19 protein-coding genes and 2 tRNA genes are annotated in these 16,630 nt (G+C 38.1%); 1 reads left to right on the top strand and 20 read right to left on the bottom strand.

What is annotated here, in order from left to right:
• Positions 1 to 177: 177 nt before the first annotated feature.
• The 8 genes from JHD79_RS12515 to JHD79_RS12480 all read right to left on the bottom strand — a co-directional run bounded on the left by JHD79_RS12515 (position 178) and on the right by JHD79_RS12480 (position 5,334).
• Positions 178 to 1,314: a redoxin domain-containing protein gene (locus tag JHD79_RS12515; RefSeq protein ID WP_233164679.1), complete on the bottom strand. Its 1,137-nt coding sequence runs from the start codon at positions 1,312 to 1,314 to the stop codon at positions 178 to 180.
• A 393-nt stretch (positions 1,315 to 1,707) separates the two neighbouring features.
• A tRNA-Met gene (locus JHD79_RS12510) sits at positions 1,708 to 1,778 on the bottom strand.
• Positions 1,779 to 1,786: 8 nt separating this feature from the next.
• Complete coding sequence (locus JHD79_RS12505; protein WP_199119575.1) at positions 1,787 to 1,948, bottom strand: hypothetical protein; 162 nt, start codon at positions 1,946 to 1,948, stop codon at positions 1,787 to 1,789.
• 131 nt (positions 1,949 to 2,079) lie between these two features.
• Positions 2,080 to 2,904 (bottom strand): methionine ABC transporter substrate-binding lipoprotein MetQ, encoded by an 825-nt coding sequence (metQ, locus tag JHD79_RS12500; protein WP_199119574.1) that lies wholly within the window; start codon positions 2,902 to 2,904, stop codon positions 2,080 to 2,082.
• A gap of 50 nt (positions 2,905 to 2,954) precedes the next feature.
• Entirely contained in the window at positions 2,955 to 3,614 is a 660-nt protein-coding gene (gene metI, locus JHD79_RS12495; RefSeq protein WP_199119573.1) for a methionine ABC transporter permease MetI, read from the bottom strand.
• Positions 3,607 to 4,638, bottom strand: a complete 1,032-nt coding sequence (locus JHD79_RS12490; RefSeq protein WP_199119572.1) for a methionine ABC transporter ATP-binding protein — start codon at positions 4,636 to 4,638, stop codon at positions 3,607 to 3,609. Before JHD79_RS12490 ends, metI begins: the two co-directional genes overlap by 8 nt.
• Positions 4,639 to 4,681: 43 nt before the next feature.
• Positions 4,682 to 4,752, bottom strand: a tRNA-Cys gene (locus tag JHD79_RS12485).
• 126 nt (positions 4,753 to 4,878) lie between these two features.
• Complete coding sequence (locus JHD79_RS12480; RefSeq protein ID WP_199119571.1) at positions 4,879 to 5,334, bottom strand: NUDIX domain-containing protein; 456 nt, start codon at positions 5,332 to 5,334, stop codon at positions 4,879 to 4,881.
• A gap of 278 nt (positions 5,335 to 5,612) precedes the next feature.
• Between JHD79_RS12480 and JHD79_RS12475 the strand changes: the two genes are divergently transcribed.
• Positions 5,613 to 5,819 carry a hypothetical protein gene (locus tag JHD79_RS12475; RefSeq protein WP_199119570.1) on the top strand — a complete coding sequence of 69 codons (207 nt, stop codon included), beginning with the start codon at positions 5,613 to 5,615 and terminating at the stop codon, positions 5,817 to 5,819.
• Positions 5,820 to 5,852: 33 nt separating this feature from the next.
• On the opposite strand, the gene JHD79_RS12470 is transcribed toward JHD79_RS12475, so the two are convergent.
• The 12 genes from JHD79_RS12470 to JHD79_RS12415 form a co-directional block, all read right to left on the bottom strand.
• Positions 5,853 to 6,536 carry a GNAT family N-acetyltransferase gene (locus JHD79_RS12470; RefSeq protein WP_199119569.1) on the bottom strand — a complete coding sequence of 228 codons (684 nt, stop codon included), beginning with the start codon at positions 6,534 to 6,536 and terminating at the stop codon, positions 5,853 to 5,855.
• Positions 6,537 to 6,687: 151 nt separating this feature from the next.
• Entirely contained in the window at positions 6,688 to 6,855 is a 168-nt protein-coding gene (locus JHD79_RS12465; protein WP_199119568.1) for a hypothetical protein, read from the bottom strand.
• A gap of 51 nt (positions 6,856 to 6,906) precedes the next feature.
• Entirely contained in the window at positions 6,907 to 7,878 is a 972-nt protein-coding gene (locus JHD79_RS12460; RefSeq protein WP_199119567.1) for a YeiH family protein, read from the bottom strand.
• Between the two features lie 71 nt (positions 7,879 to 7,949).
• Positions 7,950 to 8,846, bottom strand: coding sequence for a LysR substrate-binding domain-containing protein (locus JHD79_RS12455; RefSeq protein ID WP_199119566.1), 897 nt, complete (start codon positions 8,844 to 8,846; stop codon positions 7,950 to 7,952).
• 170 nt (positions 8,847 to 9,016) lie between these two features.
• On the bottom strand, positions 9,017 to 9,430 hold the full coding sequence (locus JHD79_RS12450) for an arsenate reductase ArsC (RefSeq protein WP_199119601.1): 414 nt from the start codon (positions 9,428 to 9,430) through the stop codon (positions 9,017 to 9,019).
• A 19-nt stretch (positions 9,431 to 9,449) separates the two neighbouring features.
• A complete protein-coding gene (locus tag JHD79_RS12445; protein WP_199119565.1) occupies positions 9,450 to 9,914 on the bottom strand; it encodes a DUF6428 family protein in 465 nt (154 codons plus the stop codon).
• A 47-nt stretch (positions 9,915 to 9,961) separates the two neighbouring features.
• The gene (locus JHD79_RS12440; RefSeq protein ID WP_199119564.1) at positions 9,962 to 10,291 is read right to left on the bottom strand and encodes a helix-turn-helix transcriptional regulator; all 330 of its coding nucleotides are present in this window, start codon (positions 10,289 to 10,291) and stop codon (positions 9,962 to 9,964) included.
• Between the two features lie 175 nt (positions 10,292 to 10,466).
• Positions 10,467 to 10,838, bottom strand: coding sequence for a DoxX family membrane protein (locus JHD79_RS12435; protein ID WP_199119563.1), 372 nt, complete (start codon positions 10,836 to 10,838; stop codon positions 10,467 to 10,469).
• 99 nt (positions 10,839 to 10,937) lie between these two features.
• Positions 10,938 to 11,147, bottom strand: a complete 210-nt coding sequence (locus JHD79_RS12430) for a hypothetical protein (protein ID WP_199119562.1) — start codon at positions 11,145 to 11,147, stop codon at positions 10,938 to 10,940.
• Between the two features lie 123 nt (positions 11,148 to 11,270).
• Positions 11,271 to 12,002, bottom strand: coding sequence for a transporter (locus tag JHD79_RS12425; protein ID WP_199119561.1), 732 nt, complete (start codon positions 12,000 to 12,002; stop codon positions 11,271 to 11,273).
• A 65-nt stretch (positions 12,003 to 12,067) separates the two neighbouring features.
• Positions 12,068 to 13,486, bottom strand: a complete 1,419-nt coding sequence (locus JHD79_RS12420; RefSeq protein WP_199119560.1) for an AcvB/VirJ family lysyl-phosphatidylglycerol hydrolase — start codon at positions 13,484 to 13,486, stop codon at positions 12,068 to 12,070.
• Positions 13,470 to 16,076, bottom strand: coding sequence for a phosphatidylglycerol lysyltransferase domain-containing protein (locus JHD79_RS12415; protein WP_233164678.1), 2,607 nt, complete (start codon positions 16,074 to 16,076; stop codon positions 13,470 to 13,472). Before JHD79_RS12415 ends, JHD79_RS12420 begins: the two co-directional genes overlap by 17 nt.
• Positions 16,077 to 16,630: the final 554 nt, after the last annotated feature.

The raw sequence follows: 16,630 nt of genomic DNA, 5'->3' as shown, positions 1-16,630 counted from the left end.
CTCATGTTATAATCATAAAATATAGTATTAATTTGAGGTAATAAATATGGGCATTAAATAAAAAAGCCCGAACAGCATTGCGTTCAGGCCAGTTTAGTTTAGTTAGTAATTAACGTGAGCAGGGATAAGAAATGTTCTATTTTTCGGTGAGCATTAACCCTAGCTCAAGTTAATTACTTATTTAGTCTTTGTGGTGTTTTTATTCAATAGTTCAGCTAATTTAGCAGACAAAGCCTCTCCCCTTAGCCCTTTGGCAATGATCTTGCCTGAAGGATCGATAAGATAATTAGCAGGTATGGACCTTATTCCATACAATTTGGCCACTTCATTGTCCCAGTATTTGAGATCAGATACCTGTGTCCAAGTAAGCTGGTCATCGGCTATTGCCTTTAACCAATCGTTTTGTTTTCCGGGCTGATCAAGCGAAACCCCAATGATGGTAAAGCCCTTATCTTTAAATTGCTGATAGGCTGCAACCACAGTTGGGTTTTCTTTTCTGCAGGGTCCACACCAAGAAGCCCAAAAATCTATCAGTACGTATTTACCACGAAAATCTGCTAAATTCACGGGCTTACCATTTACGTCGTTTTGGGTAAAGGGTATGGCCGGCAAACCTATTTTTGTTTTTTTGGCTGCTTCGAAAATTCCATCAACGGTTTTACCCAACCTGGTATTTCTAAGTTCTGGTGTTAAGCCTAAATAGGCCTGCTCCCCCGTTGTCAAGAATTTATCGTCAGATGCCAATGCACTTAATACCGTAAGGCTGATATAGGATTGGCGATGATTTTGTGCAAAAGCCAGGTATAATGGATTAAGCTTCTCTGTAGCTGCAGTATACTGCTTATAAAAATCAGCCACCAATGTCTTATCTTTCCGTTGTTCTTCAGTATATTTCGAATAGGCCTCACTCAACTTTGTAATTTCCTCTTGCTGTGGTTTTATCAATTCCTTTAAAATATCATCTTCTGCATTTACTTTAGATCCTGATATTTTTGCATATTTTAAAGAATCTCCTACCGAAACCTCAATCTTGGCCGGCTCTAAATAAAAGGTTAACAGATCTCTCTTCCCTCCTTTTATTAAAGGTTTAATATAAAGTATACTCTTAGTAGGCTCTGTTATTTGCCCGCTGAAATGAAAGATTCCATGCTCTACCTTACTCGAATCTACGATGCTTTTTTTGTCCACTGCATAAACCAAATAAACCACCTCACCAGATTTTATCCCTTTTGTTTCTCCTTTTAATGTGAATGTTTGTTGGGCAAAAGCCCATACAGGTCCTAAGCCAAGTGCAATTAATAGTGTTTTTTTCATGCCGAAAAGTTTAAATATAAATCATAAAAACAAATATAAAATAAATACTACTAATTTAGTAGTCTTTTTATATATTTGTCTCAATGTTCATACACATTTATATTTGGTTGATAAAAGTGGCTGCCTGGATGGGCAGCCCTTTTTCTTTTAAAATCATTTTCAATCCCTTATTTTAGCATTACTAAGGAAAATTTATTTACCAGCTTATTGATGAACGTGAAATGTGTGAAGGTTAGATTTAACTTCATTGATTTTCAATTCTATTCGTCAGCCTTCCCCATCGCATTGATCATGTTGCCTTTTAATGCAAAAGCCACCCCTAAAGATGGCTTAAGTTATTAACAAAACAAAAGATGAGCATAATTGACTGCTAATTGGTCAACTAATCAACCGCGGCCTAGTGATGGATTCGAACCAACCTAAAAAGTTTATGAAACTCCTACCTCCCATTCGGTCAACTGGCCAATTAAACTTAAACTGTTTTTAGAGTTAAATAATCCTGTAGTGTATTCCTATCTTCTACTGCTTCATAAAATTGATCCTCTTCTGGATAAAACAGTTGTCCATCATTTTTAAAGGGGTCTGTGTATAACGGATATTCCGAAATTGACGGAAACTCTAAATAGATAGACATCGATCAAAAATTTTATGTAGTCAATGTTTTAGCAAACACTACAGGTTAATAATAAGTAAGTTAATTGCCTCAAATTTAAACAAAAAAATAAAGACTACCAAATAAGTAGTCTTTATTTTTGTTATTTTTTTTTACCACCCTTTTATGGCCCCTCCCTTAAATTCTTTGATCGCGGCCTGTTCTACTTCTACAGATTGATAGGCTTTTACAAATTTTTTGATCTTTTCATCATCTTTATTATCCGCTCTGGCCACCACCACATTTACATAAGGCGATTGCTTATCTTCTATAAACAAACCATCGCGGGTAGAGATTAAACCTACAGGGGTGGCAAAAGTATTATTGATAATGGCAATGGTTACATTGGCATCGTCAAGCGCCCTTGGTAATTGTGGTGCTTCCAATTCCAATATTTTAATTTTCCTTGGATTCTCTACAATATCCTGCACGGTAGGCAACAATCCCACCTGGTCTTTCAACTTGAGCAATCCGGCCTTTTGAAGGAGCAATAAGGCTCTTCCACTGTTAGTAGGATCATTAGGTATGATAACCGTACTTTCCTCTTTTAGTTCCTTTAATGATTTGATCTTCTTAGAATAGCCTGCTATGGGATATACAAACGTGTTGCCCACAATAGCAAACTTATAACCTCTCTGTTTGGACTGAACATCCAAATAAGGCTTATTCTGAAAAGCATTGGCATCAATGTCTTTTTGAAAAAGTGCCTCATTTGGCATTACATAATCATTGAACTGTACCAATTCTACTTCCAAGCCATATTTTTCCTTGGCCACCTTTTGGGCAACTTCCGCTATCCTAAATTCGGGACCTGTTTGTACGCCCACCTTAATATGATTCGAATCATTAGATTTGTTAGATCCCCCACAACCCGTTAACAGTATAGCATATGTAGCTACCGCAACCATTCCGGCTAAAAAATTTTTCTTTATTTTCATTGATATTTATTATTGTATTTATAGAGATTAAATGTATTCTGAACCAAATGTTATGACTTCCGGTGATCCACTTTTCGTGACAAATGATCTCCAAAAAATTGAATCAGAAATACCAAGGCTACCAACAGCACCAACACGGTATTCATGACAAACACATCATAACCCACATAGCCATATTGATAGCCGATTTGCCCTAAACCACCAGCTCCAACAGCACCGCCCATAGCCGAATAGCCTACCAAGGTAATCAAGGTGATGGTAGCACTATTTATGATTCCCGGCAATGCCTCCGGCAACAAGACCTTTATTACAATTTGATAAGGCTTTGCCCCCAATGCCCTTGCCGCTTCTATAATCCCATAAGGAATTTCCAGCAGGCTATTTTCTATCATTCTAGCTATAAATGGTGCTGCACCTATGCTTAGTGGCACAATAGCAGCCTTAACACCTATAGAAGTCCCTACCAAGGCTCTGGTAAAAGGAATCATCCATACAATAAGAATAATAAACGGAATGGACCTGAATATATTCACCACTATGGCCAATATGCTATGAAACAGTTTGTGTTCCAAAATTTGCCCCTTTCTGGTTATAAACAAGAGTACACCTGTAGGCAAACCCATAACAAAACCAAAAAAACCAGCTGCAAAAGTCATCAAAATAGTTTCTAAGCTTCCGTAGACCAACATCCAAATCATTGAACTAGACATAACCCAATACCTCCGTCTTTATGTTTTTAGCTTGAAGATACAAGATAGCTTCCTCCAGTTGGGAAGAAGAACCAAGTAGTACGACCAACATTGTTCCAAACTTAGCACCACCTACATCTTCTATCTGCGCAGTTACAAGATCTGCTTCTACTTTAAAAGCATGGCTTATATCAGAAAATATAGCATGGGTCGAAGATTCTCCGTTCAACACTAATTTCAACAATGGCCTTTTTCCTTCATAAGGGAATAAGACTAGCTTATCCTTTAATGCTTTCGGAATTTCTATCTTTAATGTAGAAGATAAAAATTCTCTAGCCAGATCAGATTTAGGATTAGAGAACACTTCTTTCACTGTTCCCTGTTCCACCACAGTACCTCCCGACATGATGGCCACTTCATCACATATATGCTTTACCACCTCCATCTCATGCGTAATCAATAAGATCGTAATATTTAAACGTTCGTTTATATCCTTAAGTAATTTCAGGATAGAGCTGGTTGTTGCCGGATCCAAGGCGCTTGTCGCCTCATCACAGAGTAGCACATGGGGATGGTTGGCCAAAGTTCTGGCAATGGCCACCCTTTGTTTCTGTCCACCGGATAAACTGGAAGGATAATCATGCTGTTTTTCCTCTAATCCAACAAGTTTAAGCAAATCCAATACCCGTTCCTTTATTTCAGACTTGGGCAAATGGTCCAACTCTAAAGGGAAAGCTATATTTTCAAACACTGTACGTGAAGAGAGTAGATTAAAATGTTGGAAAATCATTCCTATGCTCTTCCTTTTGGCCGCAAGCTCTTTCCTGGGCAAAAGACTGAGATTCTCTCCATCTACAATAACATGCCCCGAAGAGGGCTGTTCCAATAAATTCACACACCTGATCAAGGTACTTTTTCCTGCACCCGATGCACCAACTACACCAAATATCTTTCCTTTTTCTACATGGATAGAGACCTCAGACAAGGCTTGTATGCTTCTACCCTTTTGATGAAAGGTTTTGGTAATATTCTTTAATTCAATCAAAATATAATCTAATAATTATGCAAAGAACTTTTTATTCTTTTAGACGCCACGGACGGACTCGAACCGTCGTAAAGGGTTTTGCAGACCCGTACCTCACCACTCGGCCACATGGCTATTTTTTTTCGATAAACAAATCGATACAAATATATACTAATTCTATAGATTTAATATAAATTATTTGAACATCGATGGAATACCAACATAAGAGGCTATCATTTTTCTAAAAAATTTGGATGCTGATCATACTAAACTGGCCATGGCACGCCATAGAAATTCTGCCTGTTTTTCATTGATCATTTGTTGGGCAGTAGCTAGATCGAACCAAGCGGCCTTATCTATTTCTGGAAAGGACATCATTTTTCCAGATTTTGGAGGCCATTGCAACTCAAAGGTATTGCTTACAATTGTTACGGGGTCCAGGTCAAACTCCACAGCCCAACCATGTATTATTTTTCCTCCTTTTTGTTTAATGGTACCAAGCGGAAGAAATGTTCCGGTAATTGTAGCACCAGTCTCTTCTTCAAACTCGCGAACAGCTGCCTTTAAAGGTTCTTCGTTATCCAAGAGCTCTCCTTTTGGTATGCTCCACCAACCCCTATCCTTATGTACGAAAAAAGGTCCTCCTGGATGCACCAAAAAGAATTCAAATACCCCACCTCTATTTCTAAAAGCTAAAATACCAGCACTTTCCTTCATTTCTGCAAAATATTCTTAGCCCTTATCATATTCTGTTTTAAGTTCATTTTCGATTAGCCCAACTTTCTCTAAGCTACCATTTTTAGTTCAGAAGTGAACCCTCAACTTCTTTTGGCATTGGTAAGAACAGACTCATTGTTTTACGGCACAAATCAATTATTTTTATGCCAGATGAACTTTTCATATTTTTCTTATCCCCTAAAATACCAAACACTTGATATCCAAAATTTGTTATGAATTTGTAATCAAAGAATCTTTACCCCTAAAACTTCCACAACATGGAACCATTTGAAATTAATTTGGCAGGCCAATCGTTATTAATACAACCCAGATTAGATAGTGCATATGAGGTATTCGAAGGTGAAAACAGATTAGCTACCCTTACCCCTATTCTTATTGGAGAAGTCACAAAATGGACCTCTAAAGAAATTCCAGACGATTATGCCAGACAAATTGGCGAAATTATAGATGAGTATCTTTTATAATGCTTCCACATAATGTATTGACCCTTTAAAAACTTACCTTCCTATGAAATAGGCCATCATATCTGTTCTGATGGCAAAGCCTAATTTTTGGTATAGTTTAATAGCGCCTTCATTATCATTACGTACATGTAAAAAAGGAATTTCTGATCGATTTACTATTCTGGAAATCTGTTCCTGGAGCAATTGAAAGGCATAGCCTTTGCCCAAATAGGCAGGATGGGTACAAACCGCACTAACTTCTGTGTAGGGTGTAGGGTGAAAACGATGACCAGCCATAGCAACCAATTTTCCATCCTTAAATAGCCCAGTATAATTACCCAATTCTATGGTCTTTGAACGAAATGGGCCTGGTTTGGTCAGCTCTACCAGTGCTTTCATTTCGGGTACATGAGCATTTGTTAAATCTATAATATCAACCCTATTTTCCATCACTACATCCAGTGGTTTATCATTGCAAACCATTTGGAACATCTCAATATGGTTAAGCACTTTCCATGGTGCAGGTATAGGTATGGCCTTTGGCGAAAAGATAACAAACGTATTTTGTGGATCACTGAGTTTATCCAATTGCGCAAAAGCTGTTGTGGTATAACTTTCAAATCCAGCAAATGGCGATACGTCTTCAGTATAATATTTTACATCATCGCTTCCCTTGGCAAAAATGTTATGGGCTGAATTTAAAGCATGGTAAATTGGGTTATCTAATAAGTGCGCCATGGTTCAACTTTTATTTGTTACGGTAAAGATAAGGAAATACAGAACTGGCATAGGAAATTTTTGCCATAAAACATGGCTTTATGTCTCCATTTGAAAAATTTTATTGCTATTGAATGATACAGTTATTGTATGATTAATAGTATTTGATCAATTATTTATTCCCCAACTTTTGGTTCAATTGCTTCTGCAGCTTTTCAATCCTCTGGTCATATCCATTTCTGTCCATAAAAGCAGTGGGGTTATAGGCATCTTCTATCCTGTGTTTAGCATGAAGATCGAATTGGCTGGCATGTGAAGAAAGCCAAATATCAAACGACAAGCTTTTCGTGGATGCTAAGATGTATAGAAATCTCTAGCTATTATTAATGGCTCAGACCATCTTACAAATTGCCCATAGGGTTAACGCAGACATGGTTAACCAAAGGATCATACCTTGTAGCAATGGTCCAATACCTACTTTTTTTAAGCTATGGTAAGAGAGGCCCGAGCCTATTATAAAAAGGCAAAGGGTTAAACTGGCCTTGGCCAGCCAAACTAGATAAGCACTTATGGGCGTTATAAATGGCACATAGGTATTGATCATAATGGCCAATACAAACAAGCCAATAAACCAAGGTAGTTTAACCTGACCGATGTTTTTTCTCGATAGCATGGCCGTAGCTAATGAAATGGGAATAATCCATAATGCCCTGGTAAGCTTTACAGTAGTGGTCACTTCTAGGGCTTCAGCACCATATTTACTTGCCGCACCTATTACTGAGCTGGTATCATGAATGGCAATAGCTGCCCATAGCCCAAATTGATGTTGCGAAAGCGCTAGGGAATGCCCCACCACAGGAAATAAGAATAGCGCCAACGCATTAAGCATAAATACCACACCCAAAGCAACAGAGATCTGTTTTTCATTGGCATTTACCACTGGCGCTATGGCTGCAATAGCACTTCCGCCACAAATGGCCGTTCCACAAGAAATGAGGTACGAAATCTTAAACTCAATTTTCAACAATTTGGCAAGTAGGCCGCCCAATACCAGTGTACAAAAAATGGCAACAAGCCCAAACATTATACCTTGCCGCCCTGTTTGCAAAGCCTGATGGACGTTCATACCAAATCCAAGTCCAACCACAGCCACTTGTAATAGAAACTGGCTCATCCTACCACTCAAGTGTGCGATCGGGTTGCCCAAAGTATTGGCAAAGATCACCCCTAAGAGCAATGCCAAAGGTGCTGATATGATAGGCATTAGACAGAATAAACCGATCAGGATAAATATAAATTTATGCGTAGAGGGGCTAATAATTTTACTTTCTCTAACCTTAGAATGATGATTTGTAGTCTGCATTTTGCCTTGATTTGCATGACAAAGTTCCACTAATCATCATAACCCAACAAATCACAAATTGTTCTTATAGATTACTTTTGGTTATAACGAGACACAAACTTAAGAAATAGACTAGCCAACGGGGAGGCTTCTCCTTGTAAATGTATCGCATTTAATGGCCTATTGATCTGCAGATCTTTTACTTTAATAATTTTAAACAGACCATCTGCACCTATAGTTTGTACTGCTTGAGAAGAGATAAAAGCTAAACAATTGGAATGTAATAAATAAGACTTAATGGCTTCTGTACTATCCAAATGCTGTTCTATAGCTAATTGCTTCCATTTCAGACCTGCTTTTTTCAATGCCAAACGAATGATTTCTAAGGTTCCCGAACCTTGTTCACGCATTACGAAAGAAGCTTTATACAGATCTGCCAACTCCAATTCTCGGTACTTCGCCAGTTCATGTGCAGCATGGGCTACCAGTACAATTTCATCATTAAGAAAGGGCAGATACTTAATTTGCCTATTTTTGGTGTGACCTTCTATAAAACCAAGATCTATAGCAGATGAAAGCATGAACTGCTCAATCTGTTCCGTATTACCCGTTATCAATTCCAACGTAATGTCAGGATATGCCTTTCTAAATGCGGCCAATATACCCGGGAGTACATATTGTGCAATGGTAGTACTGGCCCCAATGTGAAGCTGGCCTTTATTCATGCCTGCCAATGCGGCTATATCTTGTGCTGCAAGATCATATAACACCTTAATCTTTTTGCTGTATTGCCATAATATTTGACCACTTTCGGTCAATGCAATACTATTTCCCCTTCGTTCAAACAGTCTTGTATTTAACTGCTGTTCGAGCAAACGGATGTGTTTGGTAATGGCTGGTTGCGTAATAAACAGTTCTTCCGCTGCTTTGGTAAAACTCAAACGACAGGCAACGGTATAAAAAACATGTAATCTAAAATCAAATACCATGAACTGCAAATGCCTAAAATTCGTTAAAGATGAAAAAAACCTTTTAAACAAAAGACCTTATGAAAGACTTTCTTTGAAACGTTTCTTTCAGTTAAGCCAAAAAATAGTCCAAAATACAATGCAACATTAGCCAGGTGAACCACATTTTGGAAGATCCACCTTAACTAAAGTTAAAGATGTTTAGCTGCAAACGCTTTGGCAAATGTCTTGATCATATCCCTCACTAAAATAAACTGTTGCTCAATTTCTGCTTCAGTACCTTTTGCCTTGGCAGGATCGGGAAAATTCTGATGGATCTTCAGGGCTTTGGTAGGAAAATAAGGACAATTTTCCTTAGCATGGTCACATACCGTGATCAGGTAATCAAAATCAATATGCCTATACTCGTCTATGTGGTTCGAAGTATTAGAAGAGATGACTATTGCGTCTTTCTTCATCACTTCGATTGCCTTTGGATTAAGACCATGAGTTTCTATTCCTGCGCTATAAACTTTAGCCCCGCCTTTTGCAAAATGGTTCAAATAACCTTCGGCCATTTGGCTACGGCAACTATTTCCGGTACATAATACCAATATGTTTTTCATTTTCATTCGTTGCCTTGGGTTAACAACAACTGCCACCAGGCGTACAAACCACATTTGAGACAGCTAGGTTCTTCAATTGTAGCTTTTCCTGAGGTACCCCACATTTATCCATAGCTAAACAAGCCGTTTTTTTCGATAGCAACATAAAGTTTTTTCCATCATGGCCCAAATCATATCTTCCTATAGTACCTGCCTGATACTCCACTTCAATTTCCAAATCTTCCATGCCCAATACTTTTTCAGAAAGCCCAATAATATTCATCAATTTCCCTGGTTTTAACCGATGTTCTGTATCATCGGCATTCCACAATTGAAAATTTACTGCCTTTTCATGACGTACGGTTCCGCCACAATCAATAAAATCTTTAGTGACCACACCTACTTCTGTCACATGAAAATGATCGGGTACCATCTCTCCATTTTCGAGTTGAAAATTTACCTCCTCTGCTTTGTCCAAGATTTTTTTTATTTCTGATAGTTTCATATTTATTTTAATATTGCAATTTAACGATTAATAAATTCAAAAAAAGGTCAGCAACAATCTGCTGCCCCTTTATATGATCCGAGAAAAGTACCAATTTGATTTTCCAATAATTCCCATGTATTCGGATTAATACAATAACACACACTCACGCCTTCTATGGTACCCTGAATAATGCCAGCATTTTTTAATTCCTTTAAATGCTGCGAAATAGTAGCCTGTGCTAAGCCTAGCTCTTCTACCAAATCTCCACAGATACAGGTATTCGAAATCAATATTCTTTGAAGAATAGCTATTCTGGCTGGATGGGCCATTGCTTTAAGCAAGGTTGCCAATTGATTTTGCTCGGCCGTAAATATTTCTGTCTTGGTAAGTCCCATAATTAATTAATCGCAATATTACGATAAAATCTAATCATATGCATTTTTTTTTAAAAAATTAATTGCAGCGCATAAAAATTCAACAAAAAAGGCCATCTATTCAGATCGCCTTAAAAGTTTTGAGGGTGAAGCCAGCCTATCAACTGTTCACTCTCAAGAATTTTATAGTGCTTAATTAAGCCACCATAGGTTTGTACTTGTTCCAATTATCTGCAATGATCCAGAGGTTGATAAGGAACATTACACCTGCAATACCCAATCCAGAAGGCATAAATGTAGCGTTATGCAAGATAATTCCTACCATTACCGGTAAGATGACTAATGCACCCAGTGCCCTGGTTTTAGGAAAAATGAAAAGCAGTCCGCCAGAAATTTCGATAAATGCGACCAAGGGCATCAACCATTTGATGGTTCCAAAAGCCTCAACTACCTTCATCATGTTGGCTGGCAGCTCGGGCATAGGCATGTAGTGAAAATATTTGTCTAATCCTGCATTGAGGAACATGAGCCCAAAAAGGGCACAAAGAATGTTTTTTACTATTTTCATGATCTAGAGTTTGTTAACAATAAATTTACTAAAAAAAATCATCAAGTTCACTCTTGCTCTCCACCATAGCGTTTAGGCTAATAAGAATGGGCACCAAGCCTATAAGTTTGCCTCGATCAACAACTTCATTTGTAATAATCTATCCATTATTGGTTCGCTGACTCTGGCATTAGCGTTCATCTTCAAGGGATAGATATGCGATTGAACAAAGAGTTCATAGTCTATTACTTTAGTTGCCCCGTTTAAATAAACTGGCATTTCCGGTTTTGCGGCAGTTTGAAACCAATCTTCTAACTCTTCTATAGTCATAAGTACAAAACTATGCTTTCGTCAGCATATTCCTGATCAATCTTTAAAAATTATCTCGTATTAATTCTATGCTATGACTATTAGCAGAAAGTAACTGATAAATTACCAGCACAATTGTTTATTTTAGAAATTATAGGATATACCACAGTTAAAATAGGAATTGCCATTTGGTTTAATAATGTCCAGGCCTGTTGCAAAATCAAATTGCAATTTTTTATTGAATTGATAAGTCATTCCGATATCTGAAACATAATTAAGACGAATTTCTGGAACTTTATATAAATAAAATTCGGCGAAGATATGCAATACCTCATTAACTTGGTAAGAGAACCCCATCAAGGTGTTTAATGTAGGTTTACTTTCAATGTCCAACCAATTGGCTCCAATATTATAATACAGACTATTTCCATTTTTAAAGTTATGACTAAAGCAGAATTCGGTACCCAAGCCCGAAGATTGTTGGGCAGCCGAAAATGGCGGAGGATAGTATTCAATAATAAATGCGGTTTTAGGAATAAATTGATGTTGTGGGGTCAGCAGGGTTTTTAGCCCCAAAGAAGGGCCAGAACTTCCATATATTTTTTTTTCGGGATCATATTGCAGACCGAAATCCAAGCGGGCCTCAAACCGTTTACTTATACCATACTTCAAGGTATTCTGTGATAACTGGTAAACCCCATAATGGTTATATTTAGAAATATCAAATCCAGAAGCGATTTGCCAAGTTTTTTTATCAATCAGGTCTGGGGCATCGGATAGCCCTGGTCTGTCTGATGCAAAATTCTCATTCTGTGCGTACAGATCTGTCTTAAAAATAAGACTGAAGAGAAAGAGCGAAATCATAAACCTCATCATTGTTTCACCTATAAGCTAATTTGAATTAATCGTTAAATACATATTTCCAAAGTGCTGCCCTATCATTAAATTTCCTTTAGAACGCTTTCCACAATGGCTCCATAATCCTCATTGTAATGATGTCCTCCAGGAATAGATAGTATTTTGGCTCCGGTGCCCTTAAAACGCTGAACAATATTTTGGTCTTCTTCACTGCCGAATAGACAGAGTCGGGTAACTTTATCCAATTTTCCCATCTCGGCAATGACATTATAAGGATCGGTACCTCCACCAAAATTTAACATATCGGCCACGTGAATTTCAAAATCTGCTGTCTGATCTGGTGAAAACGATACCAGCGCACGAAAGCCCTGACGAAGATTTTCGGGCAGACGACTGGCAATGAAAGGTACCACACAGGCACCAAAAGAGTAACCTGCCAGTATAAATTTGTCTATAGTCAATTTCTGCATATAAGCCGCAATAACCAAGGAAAGTTCCTTTGTTGTTCCATCTGGTGTCTTGGCATTCCAAAAATACTTTTGCGCATCCAGCCCTAACACTACATAACCCTTAGTGGCAAAAGCATCTGCCAACCCTTGGTCAAAGCTGGTCCAGCCACCATCACCAGAAATCATGAATACCAATTGATGATTTGTTTTTCCTTTCGGAAAAGTTTCACTGATGGGCAAATCATGCGGTATAGCAAGCTTTACTTCTTCCTTACCCACAACGGTGCCCGCAGACTGGATCTTCAAAAAAGCGGCCTTGAACTGTGGCAACCAGTTATCGCCAATAGAAAAGCCATGTCCCACTTTCGTCAATGTCACCAATTCTGCATTATCTATTCCTTTCAAAAAAGTCGCTGTTGCATCAAAAGGGCATGTCTGATCCTTTAATCCATTCAACACGATAAAAGGAGCGTTTAGTTTTTCTATCCGATCCAGATAATAAGATTTGCCTGGTTTAAGCACATGAGATTTCAGTCCACTACCTGTACAAAGTGGCCTATTAAGATCAATATCTGGACAAAAGCCCAATGCTATGGCCCCTTTAAAGGTTCCCGCAGGCGATTGGGCCAACAGCCCATAGGCCAAAGTAGCCCCATAAGAATAACCAACTATAATGGGCTTCAGGTAACTTTGAAACTTAAATTTTTTCTGCAACATCATGCTCAGTTGTTCAAAATCTGCTGCAGGATACAAACAACCAGTAGTTTGTTTCATGGCCTTGGCAAAGTGCTTGGCATCAATACCCGCTACCAATGCGCCCTGCTGTGCCAAAAAACGGCCCATATTAATTACACCATGTTGCCAGCCTCCGTCTCCAGAAATAAAGAGCACCAAGGCTGTTGGTTTTTGAACCGACTGGTACAATATTACCTTGCCAAAACGACCAAAACTTACACTATCTTGCCGCTGTGCAATTGCATATGAGTTGTTCAACAGCCATAAACAGGCAAAAACATAAATAAAAACATGACTTTTTTTAAGGTCTAATAACATGGTTCAACGTATTTGGGATTTGCAAAAGATCATAGTCTTGTTCATAAATTAGGTATTGATTGGTCCAAATCGGATCAAACTTTTCCTTAAAGTCCCTTAATCCACGATAATGGGAAAAAGCTTTTATTTTATCGTAGGCAAACCTAATTGATTTTTCGGCCAAGTTTGTGGGGGCTTCCAATCCAGACATGGGTGCCAAGCCTAAATTAACCGATGTACAACCTTGTTTCCCTAGGTAATTGAACAGTTCGACCATTAGAAAATCAATAACACCCGAAGGCGCATCGGCTGTTTTGCGGATAAGGTCATAGGTCCCTTCTCCTGTTGCATAACTAGGAATGACATTTAAAAAGGCAACGATTTTTTCCTCTGCATCTTCAACAGAGATAATCACTTGGTTTTTCAGTTCTTCGACCATAAACATGCCTTGTGAAAATACCATTTCCTTACGGCCAGTATCCAGCAACCAATCATCAGACACCTGCTTAAGTTGTTGCATAAAACCATTTTTCTGCGGAGAAACATGAACCTTAGCTACATACCCCTTCTCCTGAATTTTCTTGATGCTATTGCGCAAAGATTTACGCTTGCCCCCTTCCAATGAAAAAGAAGCCAACTCTACCACGCCTTCCTGCCCCAAAAAAAGTTTTTGTTTTCCGCAAGAAAGATAGGTAGCTAATGAAGTTTCTGGCACCCTATAATAAATACTTTTTAGGCCATTGGCATAACAGAACTCATCAAACTCCTTAATGCAGTATGGCATATCTTCTGGTTTGGCCACTACTGGGTTTTCAAGTACAACGGCAAAAGATCCTGAAATACGATAAGCTATAAAATTTTTCGATTCGGATACCCAATAGATAAATTTATCGGGATAATATTTAAAATAATCCAGTGCACTGTGTCCATGCTGTGCCACCACCAATTTTGCTTCCTGTAGTTCGCTTTCCACTCCTTGCCATTTAAACACATAGGGTCTGAGCAGGCAGTAGATAAAGAAACCTATAGAGATGATGCCGCACAAGCTTATAGAATATAAAAAATGTAGCGAAAAATCATCCCTAGGCTGTAGTTCACTTCCCAGAAGAAAGTAATGTTGTAAGGTATAGACCACCGACTTAGCAAGGGTAAAATCAATACCGAAATGTTTTTTATCAAGAAAGTAAAAACCCAGAACACCATAGGCCATAGTAACAGCTATAGTAAAAAATGCCACTTTTAGTCCAGTTTTTATCCATCCAGGATGTGTTTTAACATAGTACTGTTTACGTGTAGACCACAAGATCAAGCCTACCAAAAAAGCTAATGATGCCTCTTCGTAATCAAAGGCCTTACCTATATTTCCGAACAAGGAAACCAAAGTAAGGATCATGGCAAAGTTCCAAGCATTCCTAAGGCCTTTCAGCATAAATATTGAGGTAACCAATAGCAGCAGACCAGAAGCAAATACCAGATAATTGGATGCGTTGATCAATCCTATTGGCAAAAAATCTTGCAATAGTTCTAATCGTTTAGAAATAGCAGGTGTTAATACCGATATGATATTGACCAGTCCTAATAAAATGAGGACGATGGCAGGCAACACCCGAAAAAGCAATTTTCGTATATCTGATAAAAAAGCGAATATCCCTGCGATCAGGGGAAACCAAAATTCAAAAAATCGATATAAAAAAGTAACAGATAGTGCTTCTACATTGCTTAGACCAAACCTGGTGAGTAAAAAAGTAATAGATAGCTCTACAGCCCCCAGCCCACGAAGAAATGGAGAAATGACCATAAAAACTACGGCAATTACATACCCTATAAAAGCAATAAACACACTGGCTTGTACGCCCAATGCACTCATTGCAATATAGAGATGCAAAACGCCAAAAAACTCAATTAGCATGCTATAGCTTATGGCCTTAAATACGGCTTTTTTATTGATCTTGTTATTGGCCATTTCTTCAAATATTACCTCTAGGGCAGGAATATTCTTAGCCAATATCCTGTAAATAAAACCCTTATTCACAAAAGAGGTAAAACCTATATACAGTCCAATAACAAGGAAGAGAAGTGCGCAAAGCCCAAGCCAGTCGGTAGTACCTAATGGGTTAACGAACAAGGCCCAAATGAATACCGGAATGGCCAATAGAATTACAGTCAAAATACCTATAAAACCGTACAATATGGAAGCATAGGTTATCTGTGAGCGACTAATACCTCCTTTTTCAATAGGTGCACTGAAGAAGGCCAGTGACGATACGCCTCCAGCTGGCAGAAAAACACTGATCAGGTTTCTTTTTAGAAAAAGCACGAATGTTTTCTTAACTCTAACTTTAGCTCCAACAGCCTGAAAGGAAGCCTGATACATTAGGGCATTACAAAAAATATAAAGGAGCGTAACCAGGGTACCCAACCACAACAAAACCGGTTTAGCTAGACTAATGACATTCCCCACCTGCTTCAGTTCTGTAGATTCGTGCAATACAAACCAAGCCCCCATACCGATAAAGAAAACGGCCAACAAAAATTGCAGCATAATCTTACCATGTTCTTTCAAATATGTAAACAGGTGGAATGTCTTGAACCGGTTGGCAAGTATCATCATATGAGCAGATTAATTCGATAGGTCCTCAATCTTACTATTGAAATCTATTAAATGAAAATAGCTGTTTTTTTATATCAAAACAAATTTCTTCTTAAGTATATCAATAAACAGCATAACATTGTGTATTACTGAAAAACAGTGCCTTTCAACTTATTCAATAACACGGCAGCTGTATTTAGGCTAAAGATACATTTTATACTAGCAAGCTATACTCATTTTTTAATTTCGGTATATTTACCAATAAAAATGGGCACGCCTCAATATCGGTACATACGCTACAAGAAGCAACCAAGATCAGCTAAAGTGTTAGCTAAGCAAAATCAATTTCGATTTGGGAGATTGCCACCATATATTAAGAATAGAGGGCCATTCCTGTTGTGCTACAAAAATTATTGATGCCATGGAAAGATTAGGTTATAGCTGTATTAATTATGGATTAAACTGCTAAATGCAATTTCCATTTATGCATGATGACCTTCTCCATAGCGTCATGATTTGTTCATTATAAAAAACAAGCAAAAAGCCATAAGAAATGGATCAAATGGGGAATTTTA

It is taken from the genome of Pedobacter sp. ASV28 (assembly GCF_016428855.1).
Taxonomy (GTDB): Bacteria; Bacteroidota; Bacteroidia; order Sphingobacteriales; family Sphingobacteriaceae; genus Pedobacter.
Note: the sequence above shows the minus strand (reverse complement) of the source record. Positions and strands in the feature narration are given on the sequence as shown.

Coding starts and splice junctions, on each gene's coding strand:
- JHD79_RS12430 (WP_199119562.1), bottom strand. CDS start 11,147: ATGACTATAGAAGAGTTAGAAGATTGGTTTCAAACTGCCGCAAAACCG.
- JHD79_RS12415 (WP_233164678.1), bottom strand. CDS start 16,076: ATGATGATACTTGCCAACCGGTTCAAGACATTCCACCTGTTTACATAT.
- JHD79_RS12420 (WP_199119560.1), bottom strand. CDS start 13,486: ATGTTATTAGACCTTAAAAAAAGTCATGTTTTTATTTATGTTTTTGCC.
- metI (WP_199119573.1), bottom strand. CDS start 3,614: ATGTCTAGTTCAATGATTTGGATGTTGGTCTACGGAAGCTTAGAAACT.
- JHD79_RS12450 (WP_199119601.1), bottom strand. CDS start 9,430: ATGAAAAACATATTGGTATTATGTACCGGAAATAGTTGCCGTAGCCAA.
- JHD79_RS12480 (WP_199119571.1), bottom strand. CDS start 5,334: ATGAAGGAAAGTGCTGGTATTTTAGCTTTTAGAAATAGAGGTGGGGTA.
- JHD79_RS12435 (WP_199119563.1), bottom strand. CDS start 10,838: ATGAAAATAGTAAAAAACATTCTTTGTGCCCTTTTTGGGCTCATGTTC.
- JHD79_RS12445 (WP_199119565.1), bottom strand. CDS start 9,914: ATGAAACTATCAGAAATAAAAAAAATCTTGGACAAAGCAGAGGAGGTA.
- JHD79_RS12505 (WP_199119575.1), bottom strand. CDS start 1,948: ATGTCTATCTATTTAGAGTTTCCGTCAATTTCGGAATATCCGTTATAC.
- metQ (WP_199119574.1), bottom strand. CDS start 2,904: ATGAAAATAAAGAAAAATTTTTTAGCCGGAATGGTTGCGGTAGCTACA.
- JHD79_RS12475 (WP_199119570.1), top strand. CDS start 5,613: ATGGAACCATTTGAAATTAATTTGGCAGGCCAATCGTTATTAATACAA.
- JHD79_RS12470 (WP_199119569.1), bottom strand. CDS start 6,536: ATGGCGCACTTATTAGATAACCCAATTTACCATGCTTTAAATTCAGCC.
- JHD79_RS12425 (WP_199119561.1), bottom strand. CDS start 12,002: ATGATGAGGTTTATGATTTCGCTCTTTCTCTTCAGTCTTATTTTTAAG.
- JHD79_RS12515 (WP_233164679.1), bottom strand. CDS start 1,314: ATGAAAAAAACACTATTAATTGCACTTGGCTTAGGACCTGTATGGGCT.
- JHD79_RS12460 (WP_199119567.1), bottom strand. CDS start 7,878: ATGCAGACTACAAATCATCATTCTAAGGTTAGAGAAAGTAAAATTATT.
- JHD79_RS12440 (WP_199119564.1), bottom strand. CDS start 10,291: ATGGGACTTACCAAGACAGAAATATTTACGGCCGAGCAAAATCAATTG.
- JHD79_RS12455 (WP_199119566.1), bottom strand. CDS start 8,846: ATGGTATTTGATTTTAGATTACATGTTTTTTATACCGTTGCCTGTCGT.